The sequence below is a fragment of the Acinetobacter sp. KB005 genome, assembly GCF_049949095.1.
GTDB classification, from domain to species: domain Bacteria; phylum Pseudomonadota; class Gammaproteobacteria; order Pseudomonadales; family Moraxellaceae; genus Acinetobacter; species Acinetobacter calcoaceticus.
On the sequence record NZ_CP188191.1, the window covers coordinates 517,830 to 541,413 of the forward strand.

Sequence of the window (23,584 nt, forward strand, 5' to 3'; positions counted from 1 at the left end):
TGCTTTAAAAATAGTCTATTAGCTAGCTTCTTTATTACGCTTCTGAAAGACATAAATTTGAAAAGAGGCCGTTACTTCTAATTGTGACTGCTGCTCTAACTGCAAACGACGTTCGGGAGAAGCTTTATAAGCATAAGGCGTCATAGCAATTAGATTTTTTAAGGCCTGCTGATCAAGCACAAAAGGGGCATCAATAATTTGCTCTTGCTTGAGCTCAAACAAATCTTGCAACTGCTCCACAAACTTTTCTGGCGTGTGAGGATTAACTTGTTCAAATAAAGCTTCACGCATTGCATATAAATGTTCAGAGGCAGGCGTGACAACAATTAAATAGCCATCATCTTTTAAAACACGTGCAATTTCTGCTTGTGGAATTGGGCTAAACAAACTGGTACATGCATCCATGCTTTGATCAAGCACAGGTAAAGTCGCACCAGTTCCCACAACCCAAGTCACCTCATTATTCAGCTTTGCTGCACGCTGTACCGCATTTTTTGCAATATCAACACCAACACATTGCTCAACCACTTGCTGCATAGCACTTGTGTAATAGCCTTCCCCACACCCAATATCAAGTACAGTTTTTACATCGAGTTGTTTCAATAAATCGACTACAGCATGTTGTAAGGGTTGGTAATAACCACCTTGTAAAAAAGCTCGTCTCGCATCGACTGACTCTGGCGTATCTCCAGGGTTTTTACTATGTTTATGTTGTACAACATGTAAGTTCACATAACCTTGTTTAGCGACATCATAACTATGCCCTTGTCCACATCGCCAAGTTTTTTCATTTAAATCCAGAGATTGACGACACACAGGACACATTAAAATTTGCTTAGTCACTTTTAATTATTCTCTTGTTCTTTTTGTTGTAAATAAGTCTTTGCGTGCATTCCCACAAATGTACGCCCAGCATTTGTTCCGTTAATCCATTCGTCCACCTGAAATAAATCAAATAGACCAACCTTGACTAAAGTTGGAATTGCGATCTTTAATTCCTCTTCAATCTGTCCTCTTTGCCCTGCATTATATAATTCAATATTATGCAACATTGTAGCGACAGTTCCTGTTTGTACCTGACTTCCATCTTTAAGTACGACCTGAGGTAATACCTCACCCTCACCAACCACTTTTTGATTAATTACAGATAATTGGTCTAGACCAGCAACTTTTGTCATTCATCTCTCCAATAAAAAAAGCCAGTAGAACTGGCTTTATATTGACACTAAAATAAGATCTATCGCAATTTTAAAGTCATTAGACCTAAAACTACTAATATAATTGTAATAATCCAAAAACGAATCACAACTTGGGTTTCTTTCCAGCCCTGCTTTTCATAGTGATGATGCAACGGCGCCATTAAGAATACGCGTTTATTACGCATTCGCAGCGATCCAATTTGCAAGAAGACAGATACTGCCTCCATTACAAACACACCACCCATAATCGCAAATACGATTTCTTGGCGCACCATGACAGCAATTGTTCCAAGCATCGCGCCTAAAGCTAAAGCGCCAACATCACCCATAAAGATTTGGGCAGGGTGCGCGTTATACCAAAGAAATGCCAAACCTGCGCCAATCATGGCAGAACAGATCACAACAAGCTCAGAGGTATATTTTACATATGGAATATGTAAATAGTTAGCGAAACGGATGTCACCAGACAAGTAAGCAAATACACCTAAGCCTGTAGCTACCATTACAACAGGCATGATCGCCAAGCCATCTAAACCATCGGTTAAGTTAACCGCGTTAGAGGCACCATTAATCACCAGATAGGTAAATACAATAAATGCCAAGCCTAAAGGAACAATTGAGAGTGGAATTGAAAGATTCTTAAAGAAAGGAATCAATAAATCCAGCATATTTGCAGTATGTTCTGCATTGGACTGTTGAGTTGCGATTAAATATAACGCAATACCAGCACCAAGGGATGCAACAGAAGTCCAGAAAAACTTCTTACGTGCAGGTAAACCTGCATTGTCTTTATAGCGAATTTTAATCCAGTCGTCTGCCCAACCTACAGCACCGAACACAACCATTACACCAAGCACAATCCAGACATAAGGGTTAGATAAATCAGCCCAGAGTAAAGTACTAATACCAATTGAAAGCAGAATTAAAATCCCACCCATCGTTGGTGTACCCATCTTTTTAGCATGATTTTCAGGAGCAAATGAACTTACTGCCTGACCGTATTTTAACGCTTGTAATTTACGAATCATGATCGGTCCAAGGACCAAACCAATGGTCAGGGACGTTAATACACTGAGTAAAGAACGTAATGTTAAATAACGAACGACCTGAAACGAACTATGATAGCCCGCAAGTTGTTCAAACAACCATAACAGCATTTAAAGTTTCTCCATCAAATCAGCCATCAACGTTTCCATATGAGTAAAGCGAGAACCTTTAAACAGGAAACTCATGGACTGGGGTTGATGTGTTTGGATTAGATTGATTAGAAATGGAAGCGCCTCAGCTTGTGTCTGAAATGCTTTCACTTTATTGGAATGAGAGTCTGCACCCTCGAGAGCGGCTGAAGCAAACTGCCCAACTGCAATAATATGATCTAAAGGAAGTTCGGCGAGATCATGGCCTAAATCGTGATGCTCTTGCCAACTGCTATCTCCCAATTCACCAATATCACCCATTACCATCACTTTTATGCCTTGTTGCTGCAACAATACTTGCGCAGCAGCACGCATAGAATTTGGATTGGCGTTGTAAGTATCATCAATAAATAAGTAAGGAGATTTTTGAATAAAGTTTAGACGACCTTTAGCACCCTGAGCTTGCTCTAAGCCTTGGACAATATCTTCAAGTCCAATACCAAGCGCCAAAGCAAAGGCTACAGCCGCAGTAGCATTTTGCACATTATGCTCACCTGCAAAAGGGAGTTTAACGGTACTCGTCCCTTGCGGCGTATGTAGGGTAAAATTTGTTGATTGAGGCAGTAACTCAATATCTGTTGCATAAATATCGCCCCCTACGCCAAATGTAGAAATGCGATGTGCTTGTGCAGCTTTATGAATTTCAGCCGTAAAGTCATCTTGTTGTGGAACGATTGCAACGCCATTTGGTAAAATATGACGATAAATTTCTGATTTTGCGCGGCAAATACCTTCACGTCCGCCAAATTCGCCTAAATGAGCTGTCCCAATATTTAAAATGCCTGCAACATGCGGCTGCACCAACTTAGAAGTATAATCAATTTCACCCTGATGACTTGCACCTAGTTCCATTACAGCAAACTGATGTTCTTTTCTCAGTTCAAGCAACATCATGGGTACACCGAGGTCATTATTTAAATTGCCTCGAGTGATTAGTGTCGGTGCTAAGCGCGATAAAATACTACCCAGCATTTCTTTGGTTGTAGTTTTGCCACTACTTCCTGTTAATGCAATCACTTTTAGTTGTGTATTTTGCTCACGGCGATAAGCGCCAAGTTGCCCGAGAGCCAAGCGAGTGTCGGCAACAACTAACTGTGCAATTTCTATCTCTAAAGGACGTTCAACAATAGCGATTTGACAACCATTCGCGGCAACCTGAGCTACAAAGTCGTGCGCATCAAAACGTTCACCCTTAAGTGCTAAAAAAACATCCCCAGTTTCCGCATGACGTGAGTCCGTCAAAATACGTTTAATTTCAGTTTGAGGGATCTGGTCTTGATGCCAGTAGCCCTGTGTTGCCTGTTGTAATTGCTGAGCTGTCCACGGTTCCAAAGGCACGGTACTGGTGGTTGAAGTATGCATAATTTGTCCTATTGTGCAGGGTAAGCAGCGTCTACAGTATGGTGTTGCGCAGCAATAGCTGATTGAACTTCAACAACATCATCAAACCAGTGACGCACACCATTAATTTCTTGATAGTTTTCATGACCTTTACCAGCAATAACAACAATATCACCAGCCTGAGCCTGCTGTGCAACAAATTTAATTGCTTCACGGCGGTCATGAATTTCATGCATACGGTGCCCTGAAAAATCGATTCCTTGCTTCATGTCAGCAAAAATTTGTTCAGGGTCTTCAGTTCTTGGGTTATCTGAAGTCAAAATAATCGGATTTGCGCCATCTAAAGCCGCTTGAGTCATTAGTGGGCGTTTCCCACGGTCACGATCTCCCCCGCATCCAAATACCGCCCAAAGCTGATTAGATACATGACGTTTTAGAGTTTTAAGTACCTGAATCAAAGCATCTGGCGTATGCGCATAATCCACAACAAATAAACGCTCACCATCACGAATGACCTGCATTCGTCCCGGTGCACCAATCAATTGAGGGACAAAAGCGACTAATGCTTCTAAATCAAAACCTGCTTGCTCAGCAGCAATAAGTGCTGCAATCAAGTTTTCGACATTGAAATGTCCCAATAATGGACTTTGAACAGCAAAAGAACCTTGCTGGCTGACTAAATTAAAAGTCGCCCCTGCCAAACTGTAACTTAGGTCACTAATATAATAATCTGCTGTATTTTGAGTAAGCGAATACGTCAGAATCTTTGGCTGAGCAGGATTTTGTTTTGCTGCATTTATCATTAGAGCAGCATACTCATCATCCAGATTAATAACAGCCACTTTTAAAGAGCTGAAGCGGAATAAAAGAGCCTTAGCTTCAGCATAAGCCTCTAAAGTGCCATGATAATCCAGATGATCACGGCTCAAATTGCTATAAACGGCAATTTCAATAGCACAACCATTTAAACGGCCCTGCTCTAAACCATGTGAGCTTGCTTCCAAAGACGCAAAAGTTGCACCTTGTTTAGCATAGTCATGTAACGCATTTTGTAATTGTAAAGCATCAAGTGTGGTATGCGTTGATGGTGTTAAGTCTGGCAAAATACCATTACCCGTAGTTCCCATCACTGCACATTGCTGTTGTTGCGAACTAATTAACTCAGCAATTAGACGTGAAATTGTCGTTTTACCGTTTGTGCCTGTCACTGCAACAATACGTGCTGGTGCAACTGGATCTATCTTCTGCAAATAACGCTGTTGCCATTCACCCATACGTTGACGCACATCAGGACATACCCACTCATTTTCCAAACCCAACTCAGTCTCGCTAATAATAGCAAGTGCACCATTGGCTAAAGCTGACTCAGCAAATATACGCGTTTTTTCAGGTTGGCTATAACTGGTCAAGGCGATAAAGATTTGGCCTGACTCAACTTTACGGCTATCTAAACTAAAGCCATGAAAAGGCTGCTTAGACCACTGTGCATCAATCTCGACTGGATTAATTTCTTGAAAAGAAACAGACATAGCTTACCTGCGAATAGGGTTTTCTGGAGTATCAAGGGGCTTATCAAGCGGTACGTTCATTAAGCGCAATGATTCTTGCATAATGCGTGCAAAAACAGGGGCAGCAACCAAACCACCGTAATAACGGCCTTGCGGGTTTTCAACCACAACAATAACGGCTAAACGCGGGTCACTAATTGGGGCAACACCAGCAAATAAAGCACGGTATTCATTATTTGAATAACCTTTACGGTCTGCACGAAGTTTATGCGCCGTACCTGTTTTACCACCCACGCGATAACCCGGAATATTAGCTTGTTTTGCAGTACCACCAGGCATAGTCACCTGCTCTAGCATAAGCAAAACCTGATCGGCAATTTTTGGAGCAAGAACTTGTTCACCTTTAGGTGCCTGATCTAACTTATGCAGGCTTAAAGGCATTTTCTCGCCATGATTTGCAAGCATTGCATAGCCTTGCGCCAACTGGAGAATAGTCGCATTTAGACCATAACCATAAGCCATGGTACCAATTTGGGAAGAATTTAATTTACTTACCGGTAGCACCAAACCTGAGCTTTCACCCGGGAACTTCACAGCCGAACGTTTACCAAAGCCAGCGCGATTAAAGAAGCTCGGCAATGTTTGCTTTGGAAGCGACAATGCAATTTTTGCAGAACCCACGTTTGAAGACTTGATAATTACGCCACTTACAGTTAATGCACCATAATTATGAGTATCACGAATGGTATGCCAACCTAAACGCATTGAACCCGGAGAAGTGTTTACAATGGTATTTGGCGTATATTGTCCAGTTTCCAGTGCCGCAGAAACAGTAAATGGCTTCATGGTTGAACCCGGTTCGAACATATCAATCGCACCGCGGTTACGCATGGCATCTTTATTAGATAAACCGTTTTTGTCATTTGGGTTATATGACGGCCAACTAGTCATTGCCAAAATTTCGCCAGTTTTAACATCTACAGCAATAGCTGTTGCCGAACGAGCGTTATTTGCAACACCAGCAGCTGTTAATTCACGGTACATAATGTACTGCAAACGGGAGTCAATACTTAAAGTGATGTTTTCGCCCGGTTCACCCTCACGAATAACCTCTGAAACTTTTAGACGGTTTCCGCGCTTATCACGAATAATTTTTTGCTCACCATCCACACCTGACAGCTGTTTATTGAGCTGCATCTCCAAGCCTTCAATCCCTTGGCCTTCACTGTTGGTTAAACCAATAATCTGGGCATTTGGCTGTGGTTGAGGATAATAACGCTTATACGTTTTCTCGGCATATACCCCTTGAAAGTTACCCTTCGTAATGAGGTCTGCCTGTTGCGGTGGTATTTCTTTCTTCAAAACCAGATAACGAGAACGTGGTCGTGCATTCATCTGTTTTTTAAGATCGGCACGGTCTAAACCAACAACATCCGCCAATTCATCAAGATTCAAATTTTTATCGGGTAATTGTCTTTTTAATTTACGATTATTCGGATCTTTCTTTAATTCTTCTGTAATTTGGTCATATAAGTGCTTCGTATCGAAATAATCACGTGGATCCATTACGATTTTCATAATCGGTGTACTAATTGCCAAAGGTACCCCATGGCGGTCACTAATCACGCCACGCATAGCTTCTACACGCTCAGTACGCAAAATATTGGCATTGGCCTTGTTTTGTAAAAAATCCTTATTAATTACTTGTACATAAAATGCACGTGCAATTAAAACAACAAAACAGAGCAGCACTACTGCCCAGAGCAGATAAAACCGCCACATATCAAAGGCAAGAGTTGGTTTTTCCGAAATAGACTGCTGTTTTTTCCGTGTTTGTTTTGTTCGCTTATCTACCATACAGCAAGGCCTTACTTATTTTGCTCTGAGGTCATTGGTAAAGAAATTACCACCGTTTCTGCAGCCGGTGGAGAAAACATCCGTAGCTGAGTTACAGCACGCGTACCAATCTGTGCCGTTGCACCAAAGGTTTGTTGCTCAATGAGCAAACGCCCCCATTCAGCATTGAGATCATCACGTTCGCGCATATAAGAGCTAAGCTCTCTATAATCATGACGATATTCAAATACTTGAAATACCACCATCATGGCACTTATAAAAACAAGCGCCACCAATACTGTATACACAACAACTTTTTTCACCACGTTATTTTCTGTGGTTGCGATTTCATCACTGCTTTTCATTACGCGCCTTTTTCTTCCAAGCGTTCAGCAACCCGAAGCCATGCACTACGTGAACGAGGGTTCACTTTTACTTCTTCTTCACTCGCACGAACCCGTGAAATTTTCTTTAATCTTCTTGTATCTACCCGCTGCTCAGGCATTCCCCAACCGAAATCTTCTGCTAACGTAGATTCTTTTTGAATAAACTGCTTAATCAGTCGGTCTTCAAGAGAATGGAAACTAATAACAGATAAACGTCCTTCCGGTTTTAGTAAGTCTACAGCTTGCGGCAAAAACAGTTCAATATCTTCAAGCTCTTTATTAATAGCAATTCGAATAGCCTGAAATGCACGTGTCGCTGGATGTTTATGTTTTTCCCATTTTGGATGAGCAGTTTTAACAACTTCCGCCAATTGGGCCGTCGTTTCTAGTTTTCCAGCTAGTTTAATGGCTTTAGCAATACGTCGACTATAACGCTCTTCACCATATTGATAAATAATATTTGCTAATTGTTCTTCTTCAATTTTAAGTAACCACTCGGCCGCAGTTAAACCCTTAGAATTATCCATTCGCATGTCCAACGGACCATCTTGCATAAAGCTAAAACCACGCTCAGCCTGATCAAGTTGAGGAGATGAAACCCCTAGATCAGCCATAATTCCATCAACACTCATCACGCCAATTTCCTGCATCTTCTCTTTGATATCAGCAAAACTGGCATGAATGATAGTAAATCTTGAATCTTCTTGGGCCAAAGCAGCAGCAACTTCCAATGCTTGAGGGTCTTTATCAAATGCGTACACTCGTGCATTTTCATCAAGTTTAGAAAGCAATAAACGTGTATGCCCACCTCTTCCGAAGGTTGCATCGATATACACCCCAGTTGTGCGATCTGCCAATAAGCTCTCAATGGTCTCGGAAAGTAAGACAGAAATATGCGACATAGGTGTTAAATCATAGCGTGAAAATGTAACTGCACATTATCACCTTGTTTATGACCAACGCCAAACGGCTTTTTGTAGGAAAATATTAATTTTTCATAGATAAAACCGTTTTGTTAGCACTTTTTAAGCAAAATAAGAAACCAAGAATAATTTTTTATAGCTAAATACGAATTTATAAAAATTATTATTAACCACTTTACCTAAAAAATTCTCTTTTTCCTTTACGCTTATTCCGTTAGAGACTCTCACGGATTTGCCTTAGGACGAGATGAGCTGGCAATCTTTCTCAGCATATTTACCGATTTGATTTAACCATTTTTGCCGTTGGTCTGAGCTTGCTCCCCGCACTGTTCCAATATAATTAACTTTGACTCTGCTGACCCCACAAAATTGCAAAGTCGCTTTTTTAAGTTGACGTGTACTTGGTTCACCATAGTACCAACGATAAAACCAGCCTGGCTGGTCTAAAGTAGTAATGAGTCGTGCTGATTTGGAGTGTAAATGACCAATAACACGATTGCTGTTTTCTCGGTAACTAAATACAAGATTTGGTAAAAAGAGTCGGTCAATAAAACCTTTAGCGATGGCCGGAAGACCTCCCCACCACACTGGAAAGAACCATACCAAATGATCGGCAGCCTGGATTTTTTCCAACGCATTCATTAAATCAGGTTCCAGATCCATACGTTTCTCATAACCATATTTTAAATTAGGCTCGAAATCCAACTTAGCAATTTCTATAAGATCTACGTGAACACCTAATGTTTTTACTTGTGCTACATAGTTGTGAGCTAATGCATGATTAAAACTGATATCGGATGGATGACCATTAATAACTACAATACGTTTAGAGAGTTGAGACATATATCGCCTTTATTGTCGCACATTCAAATATCAAGTGATATCTAAAATAAATAAGTAGCGAAAATATCTTATAAAAATTAAGATAACAAGTGATATCTCAACTATTATTTGATCTGGCTCTTATGACTCTTTCTCGCAATGAAAAACAGGTACAAACTCGACAGCATCTCATTGAAGCTGGGTTTGCACTCATTTCTGAATATGGTTATAACGCAGTATCAATCAGGAATCTTTCTAAACAAGCAGGTTATACTCAAGGTGCCTTCTACTCTAATTTCAACAATAAAGAAGCGTTTTTACTTGAGCTGATGGAGCTTCAATTCGCTAATGAAAATTTACAATTACAAGAAATATTTACCAGTGCTCCTTCAAATACTGAGCAATTAATCGATTCGTTGCGCCAATGGCTGAAGGTTTTTTTTACAAACGATGAATGGCTGAAGATATCAATAGAGCTACAACTATTTGCTGCACGTGATATTACCTTCGCAGAGGAGTATCAAAAGGTTTGGAAAACTCATCAGCAAGAAGTAACCAAGATCATGAAGCAATTTTTTTCTTTAATGCAGATAGCTGAGCCTGATGACTATGACTCTATTGTTATAGAGCTTGTATCATTAAGTTATGGGCTAGCTTTACAATATATGATTTTTAAAGATGATGTAGACCACTACATTAATATCTTTATCAGCACCTTATTAAAAAGATTGGGTAATTTCTAAATTAATCAAAAATTAGATGTGAAAATCTTAAAATTCAAAAAAGCCGCTTAATTATTAAATAAGCGGCCACATGGAAAAACTTAGTTAATTACTGCTTCCCATCATAAATTTGATCAAAGACAGCTCCATTAGCAAAGTGAGTTTTCTGAGCTTTCGCCCAACCACCGAACACATCGTTAATAGTAAATAATTTAATTTTTGGGAATTGTGCTGCATATTTTGCTGCCACTTGAGCATTACGTGGTCGGAAATAATGTTTAGCCGCTAACTCTTGCCCTAACGGTGAATATAAAAAGTTCAAATAGCCTTTTGCTAAAGTTCGGTTCCCATCTTTATCAACGGTTTTATCTACAATTGCGACTGATGGCTCTGCCAAAATTGAAATTGATGGGTAAACGATTTCATATTTGTCTTTATCAGGTCCTTTCGTTGCCAATAAAGCTTCGTTTTCCCAAGATAATAAAACATCACCAATACCACGTTCGGCAAATGTTGTTAGCGAACCGCGTGCTCCCGAATCAAGTACTTTTACATTGTGATAAAGCTTTTTAACTAAGTCACGAGCCTTGGCATCATTACCACCCGGTTGTTTTAAAGCATAACCCCACGCAGACAAATAGATCCAACGAGGTGCGCCCCCTGTTTTAGGGTTAGGGGTGATAATTTCAACACCCGGTTTTGTTAAGTCATTCCAGTCACGTATATTTTTTGGATTACCTTTTCGTACTAGGAACACAACAGTCGAAGTATAAGGTGCAGAATTATTCGGAAATTCTTTTTGCCAATTCGGTTGGATAAAACCTGCTTTCACAATCTCATCAATATCATTCGCCAACGCTAACGTTACAACATCGGCTTCAAGACCCGTAGCTACCGCCCGAGCTTGTTTACCAGACCCACCATGCGACTGTTTAAACTCAACATCCTGACCCGTACGCTGTTTCCAGAACTTCCCAAAAGCCTGATTATATTCTTGATAAAATTCTCGGGTCGGATCATAAGAAACGTTTAAAAAAGAAGTAGCTGCCTGAGCTGCTGTTGCCATTCCCAAATACACAGCTACAGCTATTATTGATATTTTTTTCATTTACAAAATCCATCATTGGTTTTAGTTTTACTATATTTTTAATTTTATAATTTACAATCAATTACTTATATTAATATATTTTTTATTAATCTCTTTAAAATATATAGCTTAAGATGCCTAAATCATTTCTTTTTTGAAACTTTTTGTAATTATTCTTACAACTTAATGAGGGCCTTCACTTTATCTACACATTAATTTGTTAAATAATGAAGCGTAAAGGATACATATGACCTACATTGGGGTCGACCAGATTAAAATATAGATAATTTTTGTAAAAAGTGTGACACAGTTCCACTTTTTTATTAAGATTTATGTTTAAATCGTAGCATTACCGTAATTTTACATTTCGTTAAACTCAAAAAATAGATGAAATGTAATGAACAGAGGGGATGATTAATAATGAAAATTCATTATGGAAAAGCGTTAAGCTTAAGTTTGGTGCTGGGTTTGGCATCACAGTTTTCTGCAGCAGCAGTACTTAAAGATACCCCGAATAAAACTGGGTCAGATAAGCAAACTTCGCTTATTGAAAAAGCTTTAGATCAACAGAAACGTAATCCTATTGTATTACCTTCTACAGATGATGAGCTTAAAGTACTCAATACTATTCGCGTTACACCGACTCAAAATTTTCTCGCTGCTCAGCATGAACGTTTTTCACGTTTTGTTCAGGCAATCTTTCAGCCGCATACTTCTTAAAATCTGAAACACCCCCTCTTCGTTTCAGTTTTAGCCCAGTCTGATGTTAAATAAAACGTCAGAATACTGGGCTTTTTCGTTATAATAGTTTCAATTTTTATTTTGACCCATTACCTATGAAAGTTCGTACTCGTATTGCACCTTCCCCTACTGGTTTTCCTCATGTCGGCACCGCCTACATCGCCTTATTTAATATGTGTTTTGCGAAACAACATGGCGGAGAATTTATTTTAAGGATTGAAGATACAGACCAACTTCGCTCTACACCAGAATCTGAAAAAATGATTTTGGATTCATTGCGTTGGTTAGGTCTAAATTGGTCGGAAGGTCCAGATGTGGGGGGCCCTCATGCACCGTACCGTCAATCTGAACGTATGGGAATTTATAAGCAATACGCATTAGAACTTGTTGAAAAAGGTCATGCTTTTTATTGTTTTGCTACAGCTGAAGAACTAGATCAGATGCGTGCAGAACAACAAGCACGTGGTGAAACACCAAAATATGACGGTCGTGGGTTAAAACTTTCTCAAGAAGAAGTGACACGTCGCTTAGAATCGGGTGAACCACATGTCATCCGTATGAAAGTACCTGAAGAAGGTATTTGTAAGTTTAATGACTTATTACGCGGGGAAGTGGAAATTCCTTGGGCGCAAGTCGACATGCAAGTTCTTCTTAAAAATGATGGATTACCAACTTATCATTTGGCCAATGTCGTTGATGACCATTTAATGGAAATCACTCATGTATTGCGTGGTGAAGAATGGCTTCCATCTGCACCGAAGCATCAGTTGCTTTACCAATATTTTGGTTGGGAAATGCCAACGCTCTGCCACATGCCATTGTTACGTAATCCAGATAAATCAAAATTATCTAAACGTAAAAACCCGACATCAATTAACTACTACCGCGATATCGGTGTATTACCAGAAGCCTTGTTAAACTATTTAGGCCGTATGGGTTGGTCAATGCCGGACGACAAAGAAGTGTTCACCTTACAAGACATGATGGATAACTTTGATATTCAACGTGTATCACTCGGCGGACCAATTTTTGATGTTGAAAAATTAAACTGGCTTAACGGTCAATGGATCAAAGGTTTAACCCCGGGCCAACTGTTAGACCGCTTATTAACTTGGAAGAGTGATCGCAGCACTTTAGAAGATATTGCAGCTGCCATTCAACCACGTATTAATTTACTTTCTGAAGCTGTGAATTGGGCTGGTTTCTATTTTAACCATATGCCACAAATTACCGCTGAAATGTTTGAAAGTAAAAAGTTGACACCTGAACAGGTTCGTCAAAGTTTACAATTTGCAATTTGGCGCCTTGAAGGCCAGTTCACTTGGAATAATGACACTGTGAGCCAAACCCTAATGGATCTTGCGAACCAGATGGAGATTAAATTACGCGATTTCATGCCTGCGTTCTTTATCGCAATTGCGGGTTCAACCAGCTCGACCCCTGTAATGCAGTCGATGGTCACTCTTGGACCTGATTTAACTTTCGCTCGTTTACGTCGCGCTTTAGAAATTGTGGGTGGACCAAGCAAGAAAGAAGTTAAAAATTGGGAAAAACTCAATGAGAGCTTAAAATTGCCGAAAAATGAAGCAACTAGCGAAGTTTAATTCATTTTTTAGTTGACGTGTGAGCGCATTCAACCTAATATTGCGCTCACACAAACTGGGGTCATAGCTCAGTTGGTAGAGCGCTACAATGGCATTGTAGAGGTCAGCGGTTCGATCCCGCTTGACTCCACCACGCTCCTTTGTGTTTGCCTCATCAAGTCCCTATCGTCTAGAGGCCTAGGACATCGCCCTTTCACGGCGGTAACCGGGGTTCGAATCCCCGTAGGGACGCCATATTCTGCTTTAAAAATTATTAAAAGACTCTATCGTCACCTTACTGTTTATTCTTTATCTCTTTCTAGATTGCACATTTGTCTATTTTATCTAAAATAGCGTCTTTCTTAATTCTCTCAATGTGTAATATGCAGCCATCTGACAATCAACTAGATGCTCATCAGCATCAGAACAGTACTGCACCTTTAAAAAGAGCCATGAGTACTCGCCATCTTGTTATGCTATCACTAGGCGGGGCAATCGGAACTGGTTTATTTTTAGGTTCAGGGGAAGTCATTTCACAAACTGGAGCTATTGGCGCAATTATTGCCTATATTCTTGGTGGCGCGATCGCTTATATGGTCATGCTTTGCCTAGGAGAGCTTGCTGTACACATGCCTGTTTCTGGCTCTTTTGGTGCCTATGCCAAAAAATATATTAGTCCTAGTACAGGCTATATGATTTCTTGGATGTACTGGCTGACCTGGACTGCAACGCTTGGAACTGAATTCACAGCCGCAGCATTACTCATGCAGGAATGGTTCCCACATATTTCAATGTGGATCTGGACAATTGTTTTTGCAATCACTATTTTTGGTTTAAATATTAGTTCAACCCGCATTTTTGCTGAGTCTGAGTTTTGGCTAGCTCTTATTAAAGTCATTACCGTTATTGCTTTTATTGTGCTAGGCCTATTAGCAATTTTTGGTTTAATTCCTTTTCATGGTAGCCAAACTGCACCGCTATTTAGCAATCTTACAGCTCAAGGCTGGTTCCCACACGGTTTAATTCCTATTTTTACCACCATGCTAATTGTTAACTTTGCTTTCTCAGGCACTGAATTAATTGGCGTAGCAGCAGGTGAAACCAAAGATCCAGCTCAGAATGTACCCAAAGCAATTAACGCTGCGATTTGGCGCCTTCTTATTTTCTTTGTCGGAACCATTATTGTTATTAGTGCTTTGCTTCCCTTCCAGCTTGCAGGTTTAGGCAGTGAAAGCGTAAGTAGTAGTCCTTTCGTTACCGTATTTAATTATATTGGCATTCCCTATGCAGATGACATTATTCGGTTTGTAATTATTACAGCTCTGCTTTCGGCAGCAAACTCAGGACTTTATGCCGCTTCACGTATGATGTGGTCACTGTCAGAACAAAAATTATTACCTAGCGTATTTGCTACGCTCTCAAAAAGTGGAACACCTATTGTTGCCTTAGTTGTAACAATGTTTGGAGCAATTCCAGGCTTGTTATCAGAGCAATTTGCCCCAGAGACTATTTTTAAAAATCTGCTTGGCGTTGCAGCATTTACTATGGTTATTGTCTGGATGAGCATTTGTTTAAGTCAATTTAATTTCCGTCGCCAATGGTACAAATCTGGCCACACAGTTAAAGACTTACAATATGCTGCTCCATTATTTCCTATCGTCCCTATTTTAGGTTTTATTTTCTGCTTTATTACGTGTTTAAGTATGGCAGCAGACCCTGAAATGCGTGCTGGTTTCGTAGGCTGCCTTATTTTTACAGCTTTATGTTATGTCAGCTATTTTATTTTTTACCGCAATAAAGTCTAAACCACTCTTATTCAATGAAAGTGTAGCAAAAAGCTACACTTTTTTTTGTCTGCATACTGGTTTTATATAACATACCGTTGTAGATTAAAATTTATATTAAAAACAATTCCTTGTATAGAATGAAAATTATATTTATCCACGGGATGAATCAACAGAATTACACAGCACATCGCTTGAAAGAGCATTGGTTAAAAGTATTTAAGCTCGGTCTAAAACAGATGCCTTGCAAAGTTAACGTGCGCGATCTTCATATTCATATGCCATTTTATGGCGATCTGATGACTAAATATCAATTAAGCAATCAATTAAACCCTAATACTTTATTACCTAAGTCTTTTTTAAATAATTATTTACCCATTCAATTACATCGCAACAATCCTCCAGCTAAAGAACACACTCCATTTGTTCCTTTATTACTACCAGCAACTGACCCAGCTGAAAAAAGCTTCTCAGAACGACTTTATCTCACCTCTCAGCTCGTAAAGGATCGAGTACTCAAAGAATTGGTTGTTCTTTTAAACAACTTTCCAAAATTGCATGAGAGCTTAATACAGCAGTTTCTGATTGAAACTTATATGTACTTATCTAATCCTGAATTTATGCAGGAAGTGAATGAGCGGATTTTACAAAAAATGCGAGAGGATGATGATTATATCGTCGTTGCACACTCTCTCGGCTCAGTTATTGCTTTTAATCTACTTTCAAACCCTTCATATCGGTTTTCGATTAAACGATTTATAACATTAGCGTCTCCTTTATCTTTTCGCGTCATTCAAAGTAAGCTCCCGAGTCCAATTTCTAGGCCACCCCATATTGACGGCGAATGGTTTAATTTTTATTCCCAAGATGATTTTCTGACTGCATTTCCATTATGTGAGGCTCCTTTTAATTTTGATCCACCTATTATTAATCAGAAAATTTTTACCTTCGCCAACCAGCCTCATGAGATTTTAGGATATTTACAACATCCCTCCGTGATAAAGGCAATTATTGAACCTTTTCAGAAAAAAGAGGGCTAAATGTATATATTTTCTACAATTTGAGTTATTTTTAAGCGCTTGATAGCTTTTTTTAATATTTATTCAGAAAACTATTTGACACTTTTATTAAATCGACCTAATATACGCCCACCTCTGAAACGTCCCTATCGTCTAGAGGCCTAGGACATCGCCCTTTCACGGCGGTAACCGGGGTTCGAATCCCCGTAGGGACGCCAATAATTTTTTCAGATGTATGCCTCACATATGTCCCTATCGTCTAGAGGCCTAGGACATCGCCCTTTCACGGCGGTAACCGGGGTTCGAATCCCCGTAGGGACGCCAAATTCTAAAAAGCCACTGCATAATGTCAGTGGTTTTTTTCTTGCCTTAAAAATGAAAAACCAATCAATGATTAGCTTTTCATATACTCCATTAGCTCGCAATGCCCACTTGTACTTCAAGGCGACCCGACTGTACCCGTAGTCCTCTAATTTCAAATTGATCTACCAATTGCTGGACCAACTCTCGGCTTTCTCTCAAAATATTCAAGCCAGGTAAAATACTGAAATCAGTCAAACTCAGAAGCTTTTCTACCATCCATGAACGGTTATTAATAAAGTCAATAAATCCTGCTTGCTCTAGGTCAATAAACCACATACGGTGACCATCGCGCTGGATGCCAGGAATATCACCAATCAAGTGATTAATCAGTGATGGAATCGGTAACATATTTACGACTTCAAAACCAACTCGACCAATACGGCGCACAGCCCAGTTTGATAGCGTTCCCCCATGGCGGATCTGAACATCAAGGCTCTCATCCATTTGACGTAGGCGCAAAAATTTTTCCTGCCCAATACGGCATTCCAATACTTTAAAATCTAAACTTAAACGATACATGAAACGATGGTAATGCCCATCGATCTCGACTTGGAAACTATCATTACCACACTTGATTTTAATATCATCAATTTCAGAACGGTCGATGCGCTTACGAATTTGATTGTTTAATAGCATTTCCGGTAAATACAGCGTTAAGGTGCTCTTCCCCAAAAATGTACGTGCCATGATCAATGCGACTTGACGTGCAGTTTCACTGGTTTCAGACACCATATCTCGTACAGTACCTGCTGCCAGATTTGTCATTCCGACAACTCCACGTCTGGTGTGAGTAGTCACTTGGTCGAGCGCATCTAATGCAGCATCGGCGACCCCTGCAATATTACGTGTCGTATCACTAGCGAACCCGACCGCATCTTGGGCATGTTGCAATGTCTTATGCAGTAATCGACGAGATAATGACGGTTTTGCGGTATCTGGGTTATCTACAGCCGATGCTGTTGTTGTAGGCTTCGACTCATTGTCATCTTGTTGACCCAAGTCTCTCTCTCCTTTTTATATTTATTTCACATCCTATTTATGAGTATTTAAGCTCATTTATAGTGCTAATCACACTTCATTTTTCTGTAGATTAGCATGCTCTACAATATTATTTTAATTTTTATGTGTACGCATAAATCATCTGCTTTTTGTATTTCTTTGTTTATTCAAAATTAATTTTTTGCTAGCTCAAAGCACTTCATCGATATCTTACAAATTTTTTTCTTTTTCGACATTTCCGTTAGAATAGATTCAAACTGAATGTGGAGTTCCTATGCAATACCGTTGCCCTCAATGTCAAAGTGTTAAAATTATGCCTGTAAGCCAAGGCATTAACAGCGCAAAACCAACTGTTCCTAAAAGCCTTGCTATCTTAATTCCTGCAATTTTTATGCTTTTACTCTTGGTTATTATTAGCATTTTTATGTGGATTTTTGGCAATGGTGCAAGCAGCTCTCTTCAAATTGCAACAGTAGTTGTTTTTGTTGTGACTGTAGGGGCAGGTTTTATGTTCTGGCGTGATTTACCAGACTTTAAACTGTCTATGCAAGCATTTATGCAGTCACAAAAACATTGGAAATGCCGTGACTGCAATAACGAGTGGGAAATCTAATCAATTATTCACATCAGTTTAATGCTGATGTGAATGTGCTTCGTCAGCATGTTCATGGGGAGCATGCTGGGCAGTGTGCTGACAGTTAATCTCCTCGTCATCTTCAATTTGCAAAGTAACCTCTGCAATCCCATGTTCATGAGATAGCATTTCAACTGCTTCATTATAAAGCCTTGTACGCTCTGCTTCTGGCGCAAATAAATGCACCGTTAAATGAATATTTTTAGACGTAATGGCCCATACTTTAAGTTGATGAATACTTTCAACGCCATTTAAAGAAAGCAGATCTGTACGTAATTTCTCAATATCCACTTCTTCTGGCACACCTTCGAGCAAAATATTAATGCTCTGTTTAAGCAAAATCCATGTTCTTGGTAATACCCAAAAGCCGATGAGTACGGCAATAAGCGTGTCAATCCAGTACCAGTTGGTGAAATAAATCGTTATTGCCGCGATGATCACTCCTACCGAACCCAGTGCATCGCTTAAGACCTCTAGATAAGCACCTTTAATATTTAGACTAGAGTTAGCACCCGACATTAAAATTTTCATTGAAATGAGGTTAATTACTAAGCCAACCGTTGCCACAATAAGCATACCCACACTTTGGATTTCAGGTGGCTTAGAGAACCGGATATAGGCCTCATATAAAATATAAACTGCCACCACAAAGAGCATGAGCGCATTAAATAAAGCTGCCAAAATTTCAAAGCGCTGATAGCCAAAAGTACGCTTATTATCAGCGGGACGTTTTGAAATTTGAATGGCAACCAAAGCAATTGCCAAAGCAGCTGCATCTGTAAACATATGTGCAGCGTCAGAGAGCAATGCCAAACTTTGCGTGATTAAACCTGCAATGACTTCAACAATTAAAAACGTTGTAGTAAGAGCTAAGGCAATTGTTAATTTTTTAGCATTACCTTCAGTCACTACTGCATGACTATGATCATGTTGTCCACCCATGTTGCGGACTCCTTATTATTTATCTTTATGGTGAGGTAAAAGTAACAATGAATGCATTATTATTTTTACCTCTTTCAAACACTTTTTTGACTCAAGTTCTGTAATCAAAAAAGATATCTCAAATCGATGACATTATGAATGTTCAACACTTTTCGTCTTGCCTTCATTCATCCATCGATAAATAACTGGTAATAAAACCAGCGTTAATATCGTAGATGAAATAATGCCACCGATTACTACAGTTGCCAAAGGTCGCTGTACTTCTGCACCAGTTCCAGTTGCTAAAGCCATTGGAATAAAACCTAGTGACGCGACACAAGCCGTCATGAGTACAGGTCTTAAACGCAAGATCGCTCCATTCCATGTTGCAGTTTGAATATCAAATTTTTCTCTAAGCTCTTTAATAAAGCTCAGCATCACCAGACCATTCAAAACAGCGACACCTGATAAGGCAATAAACCCAACACCAGCCGACATGGAAAGCGGAATATCTCTTAGCCACAGAGCAATAAGACCACCTGACAAAGCAAATGGCACACCACTAAAGACCAACAGGCTTTCTTTAACATTATGGAATACAGCCATAAGTAGAATGAAAATCATAGCAAGCGCCAATGGAACAACAATTTTCATTCGGGCAGCAGCTGACGCTAGATTTTCAAACTGACCGCCATATTCCAACCAATAACCCGCTGGCAGTTGTTCTTTTGCGAGTGTTGTTCTTAACTCTTGAACAAATGATCCTAAGTCACGGCCTTCTACATTTGCAGTAATAATGACACGGCGCTTACCATTTTCACGTCCCACCTGATTTAAACCTGATGTACGTTCAACTTTAGCGACATCTTGAAGCTGGATCAGTCCACCATTTGGTAGCTGAATCGGAAGTTGAGCTAAGTTTTGGATGGTACGCTGCTGGTCTTCTAAGCGAATTTCAAAATCGAATCGTCTATCGCCTTGTAAAATTTGCCCAACATTTTGTCCACCGACACTTGCCGCCACAATATCTTGAATGGCTTTTGCAGATAGTCCGTATTGCGCAGCCAGAGGTCGGTTAATTTCAACACTCAGCACCGGTAAACCGCTCGTTTGTTCTACCTTAACCGCGGTAGCACCTGAAATTTTTTGTACTTTCTGAGCGAGTGCTTGAGCCTGCTCATTGAGTACTTGCATATCATCGCCAAAAACCTTGACACCAATATCACTCCGGATCCCTGAAATTAGCTCATTAAAGCGCAGCTCGATCGGTTGAGAGAACTCACTGTTATTACCTGGTAATGTCGCTAAAAAAGCTTCCATACGTGAACGCAGCTCAGCCAGCGTCTCTTTAGAGTTTGGCCATTGATCATGCGGTTTAAGTAAAATAACTGCATCAGAGATATTTGGCGGCATCACATCCGTTGCAACCTCAGCCGTTCCTGTTCGAGCAAAAACAGCTTTTACCTCGGGAAAGTTTTTCAAAATGAGTTTTTCAGTATTTTCCTGCATTCGCAGTGATTGCTCGAGCCCAGTACTCGGTGAACGCATTTGCTGTAAGGCAAAATCACCTTCGCTGAGTTGTGGAGCAAATTCACTGCCCATTTGGGTAGCTAACACGCCTGTGAGCACTAAAATACTTAATGCAAAACTAACAACCACTATCTTAAGCTGATAAGCCTGATCGAGGACATCTCGGTATTTCTGCTTTAAAAGCAACATCCAACGTGTTTCTTTTTCTTTCACTTCACCTGTAACAAAAAGAGCAACTGCGGCAGGTACAAATGTCACAGAAAGAATCATGGCACCCAATAATGCCATCACCACAGTCATTGCCATTGGATGGAACATTTTGGCTTCAACACCAGATAAAGCAAAAATAGGTAAATAGACCACCAAAATAATCATTTGCCCAAAAATAAGAGGTCGACGGGCCTGTTTTGCTGCAAGGAATACTTCTTTGAATCGCTCAGCCCGTGTAAGAGGTCGATGTAAAGCATGCTGTGCTTCTGCTAGACGTCGAATACAGTTTTCTACAATAACAACTGCACCATCTACAATAATCCCAAAATCAAGTGCTCCTAAGCTCATGAGGTTGGCACTAATGTTTTGTTCAGCCATACCTGTAAGGGTAAATAACATCGAAAGTGGAATAACACAGGCTGTGATTAAAGCAGCTCGAAAATTTCCTAGGAAAATAAACAAAATCACAATAACCAGAATTGCACCTTCAACAAGGTTCTTCTGTACGGTTGCAATTGCTTTGTTTACTAAACTTGTTCGGTCATAAACCGTTTCGATTTCCACACCTTTAGGTAATGTAGGCTGAATTTCCTTAATTTTGGTATCAACCGCCTGAGCAACGGTACGGCTATTTTCTCCCATCATCATCATGGCAATGCCTAGAACCGTTTCCTCACCGTTGTAAGTTGCAGCTCCTGTTCTTAAATCATGCCCAATAGAAACATTTGCCACATCGGCCACGCGAATTGGTAACCCATTTTTGGTGCTCACTGTAATGTTTTTAATATCTTCAACACTACTTAGCATGCCCGGCACACGAACGGTGAGTTGCTCTCCGTTTTCTTCAATAAAACCCGCACCGCGATTTTCATTATTTTCTTGCAGAGCAGTTTGAAATTCATTGATTGAAATCTGAAGCTGCTGCAACCGTTTTAAATCAGGGGACACAATATAAGTTTTATTGTAGCCACCGATACTGTTAATTTCTGCCACGCCTTTCACACGCTGCAATTGAGGACGTACAATCCAGTCCTGAATTTCACGTAAATCCATGGCTGTATAGGCTGTACCATCAGCTTTTTTAGCACCAGATTTTGCTTTTACGACCCATTGGTAAATTTCACCTAATCCCGTTGAAACAGGAGACATAACTGGATCAACTGATTCAGGTAGTTGTCCGTCCGCCTCTTGTAAACGCTGGTTAATCAGTTGTCTTGCCCAATAAATATCTGTTCCATCTTTAAAAATGATGGTGACTTGAGAAAGTCCATAACGGGAAATAGAGCGAGTCTGTTCCAGATTAGGAATTCCGGCCATCGCATTTTCAATAGGATAGGTAATCCGCTGTTCGACCTCTAAAGCGGTATATCCATTTGCTTGAGTATTAATCTGGACCTGAGCATTGGTAATGTCTGGAACCGCATCAATAGGAAGCTTTTGATAACTCCAGATTCCGACTCCAATCCACGTCAGCACAAATAGCATGACCCAAATAGCATTTTGAATGGCAAACTGAATAACTCTGTCAAATAGCCCTTCAGGTTTGGGCAGCTCAGGTTTATTAATGTCCATGCTCCGCCTCTCCTTTTTCCAGTTCGGATTTCAGCAAGAAGCTGCCTTCTGCAACATAGCGCTGGCTTGGATTAATACCTTTTACAACTTCGACCCACTGACCATCTTTAGAACGTTGCCCCAACTGTACCGTGACAGGTTCAAACTCAAAGCCTGTTTTGACCATTTTTGGAGTAAAGATAACGTCTTTACCTTCAACTTGCTGGATCGCTTGTGCTTTTACACGTGTTACTTTTTGCGTTGAACCTGAATTTAGCTCAACGTTAACCATTAGGTTTGGACGTAATTCACTATTATTTGCTAAAACCTTAGCACGAACTTGTAAGCGCCCTGTCTGAGCATCAGCCTCTGTTGTTAAGCTTTGAACCTGTGCGGTAAATACATTCCCAGTTTGCAACGATTTAAATTCAATTTGCTGATTTGGCTGCACATTCATATTTGCGGTGCTTGGTAAAATAAACTCCAGCCACAACTGATCAAGCTGATTAATAATAAAAAGCTGGTCTGCTAGCTGTACGTTTTCACCTACCACAATATCTTTATTACTCACCATGCCAGCAATTGGTGCTGTTAAGGTGTAGCGTCCTCCTGAACCGGAACCTGCGCCGAATGCACTTAAGCGTGAGCGAGCTGCTTTAACTTGTATCTGTGCTTGCTGGTAAGCGTTATAAGCTCTTTGATAGTCTTGTTTAGCAGAAATTCCCTGAGACCATAAGCTACGTTCACGTTCATAGTCCTGACGCGTTAAATCAAGATTAGACTGTGCAATTTGCAAATTAGCTTGTTGATCGACTAAATCTGGAACCAATAAGCTTGCGAGAGCCTGACCCTTTTTAACTTGTTGTCCCAATTCAACATAGACTGCTTCCACACGACCACTAAAACTTGGTGAGACATGGGCTTGACGGTCAGTATTTACAACCAGCTTGGCTGGATAAGTTTGAAGCGGAGCAACTTCACCTAATTCAGCCTGTTCAATTTTTAAATTTTGTTCCTGCATTTGTTGAGCAGAGAGCATCAATGGTTTTTCACCCTCGTTATTATGTCCTTCACCCTCTTCTTCAGCATGCTCATGCTCTTCTGAGGCTTCAGAAGAGGCAGGTTTATTTTTTGAATTTAAAACGAGCAAACCGATTAATATTGCAGTGATTGCAGCAATCACTCCCACCCAAAGCCATTGAGAATTTTTCTTTAAATTTACCGACATT

At 40.1% G+C, this 23,584-nt stretch carries 20 protein-coding genes and 4 tRNA genes; 10 read left to right on the forward strand and 14 right to left on the reverse strand.

Annotation, left to right across the window (positions count from 1 at the left end; all coding sequences use genetic code 11):
- Positions 1-18: 18 nt before the first annotated feature.
- The 9 genes from ACPF64_RS02615 to ACPF64_RS02655 all read right to left on the reverse strand — a co-directional run bounded on the left by ACPF64_RS02615 (position 19) and on the right by ACPF64_RS02655 (position 9,232).
- Positions 19-843, reverse strand: a complete 825-nt coding sequence (locus tag ACPF64_RS02615) for a putative RNA methyltransferase (RefSeq protein ID WP_347019400.1) — start codon at positions 841-843, stop codon at positions 19-21.
- A gap of 2 nt (positions 844-845) precedes the next feature.
- A complete protein-coding gene (locus ACPF64_RS02620; protein WP_004639737.1) occupies positions 846-1,178 on the reverse strand; it encodes a DUF7709 family protein in 333 nt (110 codons plus the stop codon).
- A gap of 59 nt (positions 1,179-1,237) precedes the next feature.
- Positions 1,238-2,356 carry a phospho-N-acetylmuramoyl-pentapeptide-transferase gene (mraY, locus tag ACPF64_RS02625; RefSeq protein WP_003653822.1) on the reverse strand — a complete coding sequence of 373 codons (1,119 nt, stop codon included), beginning with the start codon at positions 2,354-2,356 and terminating at the stop codon, positions 1,238-1,240.
- Entirely contained in the window at positions 2,357-3,757 is a 1,401-nt protein-coding gene (locus tag ACPF64_RS02630; RefSeq protein ID WP_426455509.1) for a UDP-N-acetylmuramoyl-tripeptide--D-alanyl-D-alanine ligase, read from the reverse strand. It abuts the gene before it with no gap.
- A gap of 8 nt (positions 3,758-3,765) precedes the next feature.
- Positions 3,766-5,265 carry a UDP-N-acetylmuramoyl-L-alanyl-D-glutamate--2,6-diaminopimelate ligase gene (locus ACPF64_RS02635; protein ID WP_426455510.1) on the reverse strand — a complete coding sequence of 500 codons (1,500 nt, stop codon included), beginning with the start codon at positions 5,263-5,265 and terminating at the stop codon, positions 3,766-3,768.
- A gap of 3 nt (positions 5,266-5,268) precedes the next feature.
- Positions 5,269-7,101 carry a penicillin-binding protein PBP3 gene (gene ftsI, locus ACPF64_RS02640; protein WP_045433434.1) on the reverse strand — a complete coding sequence of 611 codons (1,833 nt, stop codon included), beginning with the start codon at positions 7,099-7,101 and terminating at the stop codon, positions 5,269-5,271.
- An 11-nt stretch (positions 7,102-7,112) separates the two neighbouring features.
- Positions 7,113-7,445, reverse strand: coding sequence for a cell division protein FtsL (gene ftsL / locus ACPF64_RS02645; RefSeq protein ID WP_003653828.1), 333 nt, complete (start codon positions 7,443-7,445; stop codon positions 7,113-7,115).
- Entirely contained in the window at positions 7,445-8,368 is a 924-nt protein-coding gene (gene rsmH, locus ACPF64_RS02650; RefSeq protein ID WP_426455511.1) for a 16S rRNA (cytosine(1402)-N(4))-methyltransferase RsmH, read from the reverse strand. Before rsmH ends, ftsL begins: the two co-directional genes overlap by 1 nt.
- A gap of 258 nt (positions 8,369-8,626) precedes the next feature.
- Positions 8,627-9,232 carry an NAD(P)H-dependent oxidoreductase gene (locus ACPF64_RS02655; RefSeq protein ID WP_003653833.1) on the reverse strand — a complete coding sequence of 202 codons (606 nt, stop codon included), beginning with the start codon at positions 9,230-9,232 and terminating at the stop codon, positions 8,627-8,629.
- Positions 9,233-9,354: 122 nt separating this feature from the next.
- On the opposite strand from ACPF64_RS02655, the gene ACPF64_RS02660 reads away from it, so the two are divergent.
- Positions 9,355-9,954: a TetR/AcrR family transcriptional regulator gene (locus tag ACPF64_RS02660; RefSeq protein WP_426455512.1), complete on the forward strand. Its 600-nt coding sequence runs from the start codon at positions 9,355-9,357 to the stop codon at positions 9,952-9,954.
- Positions 9,955-10,042: 88 nt separating this feature from the next.
- On the opposite strand, the gene ACPF64_RS02665 is transcribed toward ACPF64_RS02660, so the two are convergent.
- Positions 10,043-11,041, reverse strand: coding sequence for a sulfate ABC transporter substrate-binding protein (locus ACPF64_RS02665; protein ID WP_426455513.1), 999 nt, complete (start codon positions 11,039-11,041; stop codon positions 10,043-10,045).
- A gap of 399 nt (positions 11,042-11,440) precedes the next feature.
- Here ACPF64_RS02665 and ACPF64_RS02670 point away from each other — a divergent pair, with 399 nt between their 5' ends.
- The 8 genes from ACPF64_RS02670 (at position 11,441) to ACPF64_RS02705 (ending at position 16,471) form a co-directional block, all read left to right on the forward strand.
- Positions 11,441-11,740 carry a hypothetical protein gene (locus ACPF64_RS02670; protein WP_016139973.1) on the forward strand — a complete coding sequence of 100 codons (300 nt, stop codon included), beginning with the start codon at positions 11,441-11,443 and terminating at the stop codon, positions 11,738-11,740.
- Positions 11,741-11,856: 116 nt separating this feature from the next.
- A complete protein-coding gene (gene gltX / locus ACPF64_RS02675) occupies positions 11,857-13,365 on the forward strand; it encodes a glutamate--tRNA ligase (RefSeq protein WP_426455514.1) in 1,509 nt (502 codons plus the stop codon).
- 57 nt (positions 13,366-13,422) lie between these two features.
- Positions 13,423-13,498, forward strand: a tRNA-Ala gene (locus ACPF64_RS02680).
- A gap of 25 nt (positions 13,499-13,523) precedes the next feature.
- A tRNA-Glu gene (locus tag ACPF64_RS02685) sits at positions 13,524-13,599 on the forward strand.
- 128 nt (positions 13,600-13,727) lie between these two features.
- Complete coding sequence (locus tag ACPF64_RS02690) at positions 13,728-15,149, forward strand: amino acid permease (RefSeq protein ID WP_016139971.1); 1,422 nt, start codon at positions 13,728-13,730, stop codon at positions 15,147-15,149.
- A gap of 119 nt (positions 15,150-15,268) precedes the next feature.
- On the forward strand, positions 15,269-16,168 hold the full coding sequence (locus ACPF64_RS02695; protein ID WP_132070479.1) for a hypothetical protein: 900 nt from the start codon (positions 15,269-15,271) through the stop codon (positions 16,166-16,168).
- Positions 16,169-16,289: 121 nt separating this feature from the next.
- Positions 16,290-16,365, forward strand: a tRNA-Glu gene (locus ACPF64_RS02700).
- A 30-nt stretch (positions 16,366-16,395) separates the two neighbouring features.
- Positions 16,396-16,471 (forward strand) — tRNA-Glu (locus tag ACPF64_RS02705).
- A 90-nt stretch (positions 16,472-16,561) separates the two neighbouring features.
- Here the strand turns inward: ACPF64_RS02705 and ACPF64_RS02710 are convergent.
- Positions 16,562-17,509: a hypothetical protein gene (locus ACPF64_RS02710; protein WP_045433461.1), complete on the reverse strand. Its 948-nt coding sequence runs from the start codon at positions 17,507-17,509 to the stop codon at positions 16,562-16,564.
- Positions 17,510-17,783: 274 nt separating this feature from the next.
- Between ACPF64_RS02710 and ACPF64_RS02715 the strand changes: the two genes are divergently transcribed.
- Positions 17,784-18,122, forward strand: coding sequence for a hypothetical protein (locus ACPF64_RS02715; RefSeq protein ID WP_005038239.1), 339 nt, complete (start codon positions 17,784-17,786; stop codon positions 18,120-18,122).
- Positions 18,123-18,140: 18 nt separating this feature from the next.
- Here the strand turns inward: ACPF64_RS02715 and ACPF64_RS02720 are convergent, their stop codons facing one another.
- The 3 genes from ACPF64_RS02720 to ACPF64_RS02730 all read right to left on the reverse strand — a co-directional run bounded on the left by ACPF64_RS02720 (position 18,141) and on the right by ACPF64_RS02730 (position 23,583).
- A complete protein-coding gene (locus tag ACPF64_RS02720) occupies positions 18,141-19,085 on the reverse strand; it encodes a cation diffusion facilitator family transporter (protein ID WP_426455515.1) in 945 nt (314 codons plus the stop codon).
- Positions 19,086-19,217: 132 nt separating this feature from the next.
- On the reverse strand, positions 19,218-22,376 hold the full coding sequence (locus ACPF64_RS02725; RefSeq protein WP_426455516.1) for an efflux RND transporter permease subunit: 3,159 nt from the start codon (positions 22,374-22,376) through the stop codon (positions 19,218-19,220).
- Complete coding sequence (locus ACPF64_RS02730; protein ID WP_426455517.1) at positions 22,366-23,583, reverse strand: efflux RND transporter periplasmic adaptor subunit; 1,218 nt, start codon at positions 23,581-23,583, stop codon at positions 22,366-22,368. Before ACPF64_RS02730 ends, ACPF64_RS02725 begins: the two co-directional genes overlap by 11 nt.
- Between the last annotated feature and the right edge of the window lies 1 nt (position 23,584).

Coding starts and splice junctions, on each gene's coding strand:
- rsmH (WP_426455511.1), bottom strand. CDS start 8,368: ATGTCGCATATTTCTGTCTTACTTTCCGAGACCATTGAGAGCTTATTG.
- ACPF64_RS02720 (WP_426455515.1), bottom strand. CDS start 19,085: ATGGGTGGACAACATGATCATAGTCATGCAGTAGTGACTGAAGGTAAT.
- ACPF64_RS02730 (WP_426455517.1), bottom strand. CDS start 23,583: ATGTCGGTAAATTTAAAGAAAAATTCTCAATGGCTTTGGGTGGGAGTG.
- gltX (WP_426455514.1), top strand. CDS start 11,857: ATGAAAGTTCGTACTCGTATTGCACCTTCCCCTACTGGTTTTCCTCAT.
- ACPF64_RS02630 (WP_426455509.1), bottom strand. CDS start 3,757: ATGCATACTTCAACCACCAGTACCGTGCCTTTGGAACCGTGGACAGCT.
- ACPF64_RS02670 (WP_016139973.1), top strand. CDS start 11,441: ATGAAAATTCATTATGGAAAAGCGTTAAGCTTAAGTTTGGTGCTGGGT.
- ACPF64_RS02725 (WP_426455516.1), bottom strand. CDS start 22,376: ATGGACATTAATAAACCTGAGCTGCCCAAACCTGAAGGGCTATTTGAC.
- mraY (WP_003653822.1), bottom strand. CDS start 2,356: ATGCTGTTATGGTTGTTTGAACAACTTGCGGGCTATCATAGTTCGTTT.
- ACPF64_RS02715 (WP_005038239.1), top strand. CDS start 17,784: ATGCAATACCGTTGCCCTCAATGTCAAAGTGTTAAAATTATGCCTGTA.
- ACPF64_RS02620 (WP_004639737.1), bottom strand. CDS start 1,178: ATGACAAAAGTTGCTGGTCTAGACCAATTATCTGTAATTAATCAAAAA.
- ACPF64_RS02660 (WP_426455512.1), top strand. CDS start 9,355: ATGACTCTTTCTCGCAATGAAAAACAGGTACAAACTCGACAGCATCTC.
- ACPF64_RS02695 (WP_132070479.1), top strand. CDS start 15,269: ATGAAAATTATATTTATCCACGGGATGAATCAACAGAATTACACAGCA.
- ftsL (WP_003653828.1), bottom strand. CDS start 7,445: ATGAAAAGCAGTGATGAAATCGCAACCACAGAAAATAACGTGGTGAAA.
- ACPF64_RS02665 (WP_426455513.1), bottom strand. CDS start 11,041: ATGAAAAAAATATCAATAATAGCTGTAGCTGTGTATTTGGGAATGGCA.
- ACPF64_RS02690 (WP_016139971.1), top strand. CDS start 13,728: ATGCAGCCATCTGACAATCAACTAGATGCTCATCAGCATCAGAACAGT.
- ftsI (WP_045433434.1), bottom strand. CDS start 7,101: ATGGTAGATAAGCGAACAAAACAAACACGGAAAAAACAGCAGTCTATT.
- ACPF64_RS02635 (WP_426455510.1), bottom strand. CDS start 5,265: ATGTCTGTTTCTTTTCAAGAAATTAATCCAGTCGAGATTGATGCACAG.
- ACPF64_RS02655 (WP_003653833.1), bottom strand. CDS start 9,232: ATGTCTCAACTCTCTAAACGTATTGTAGTTATTAATGGTCATCCATCC.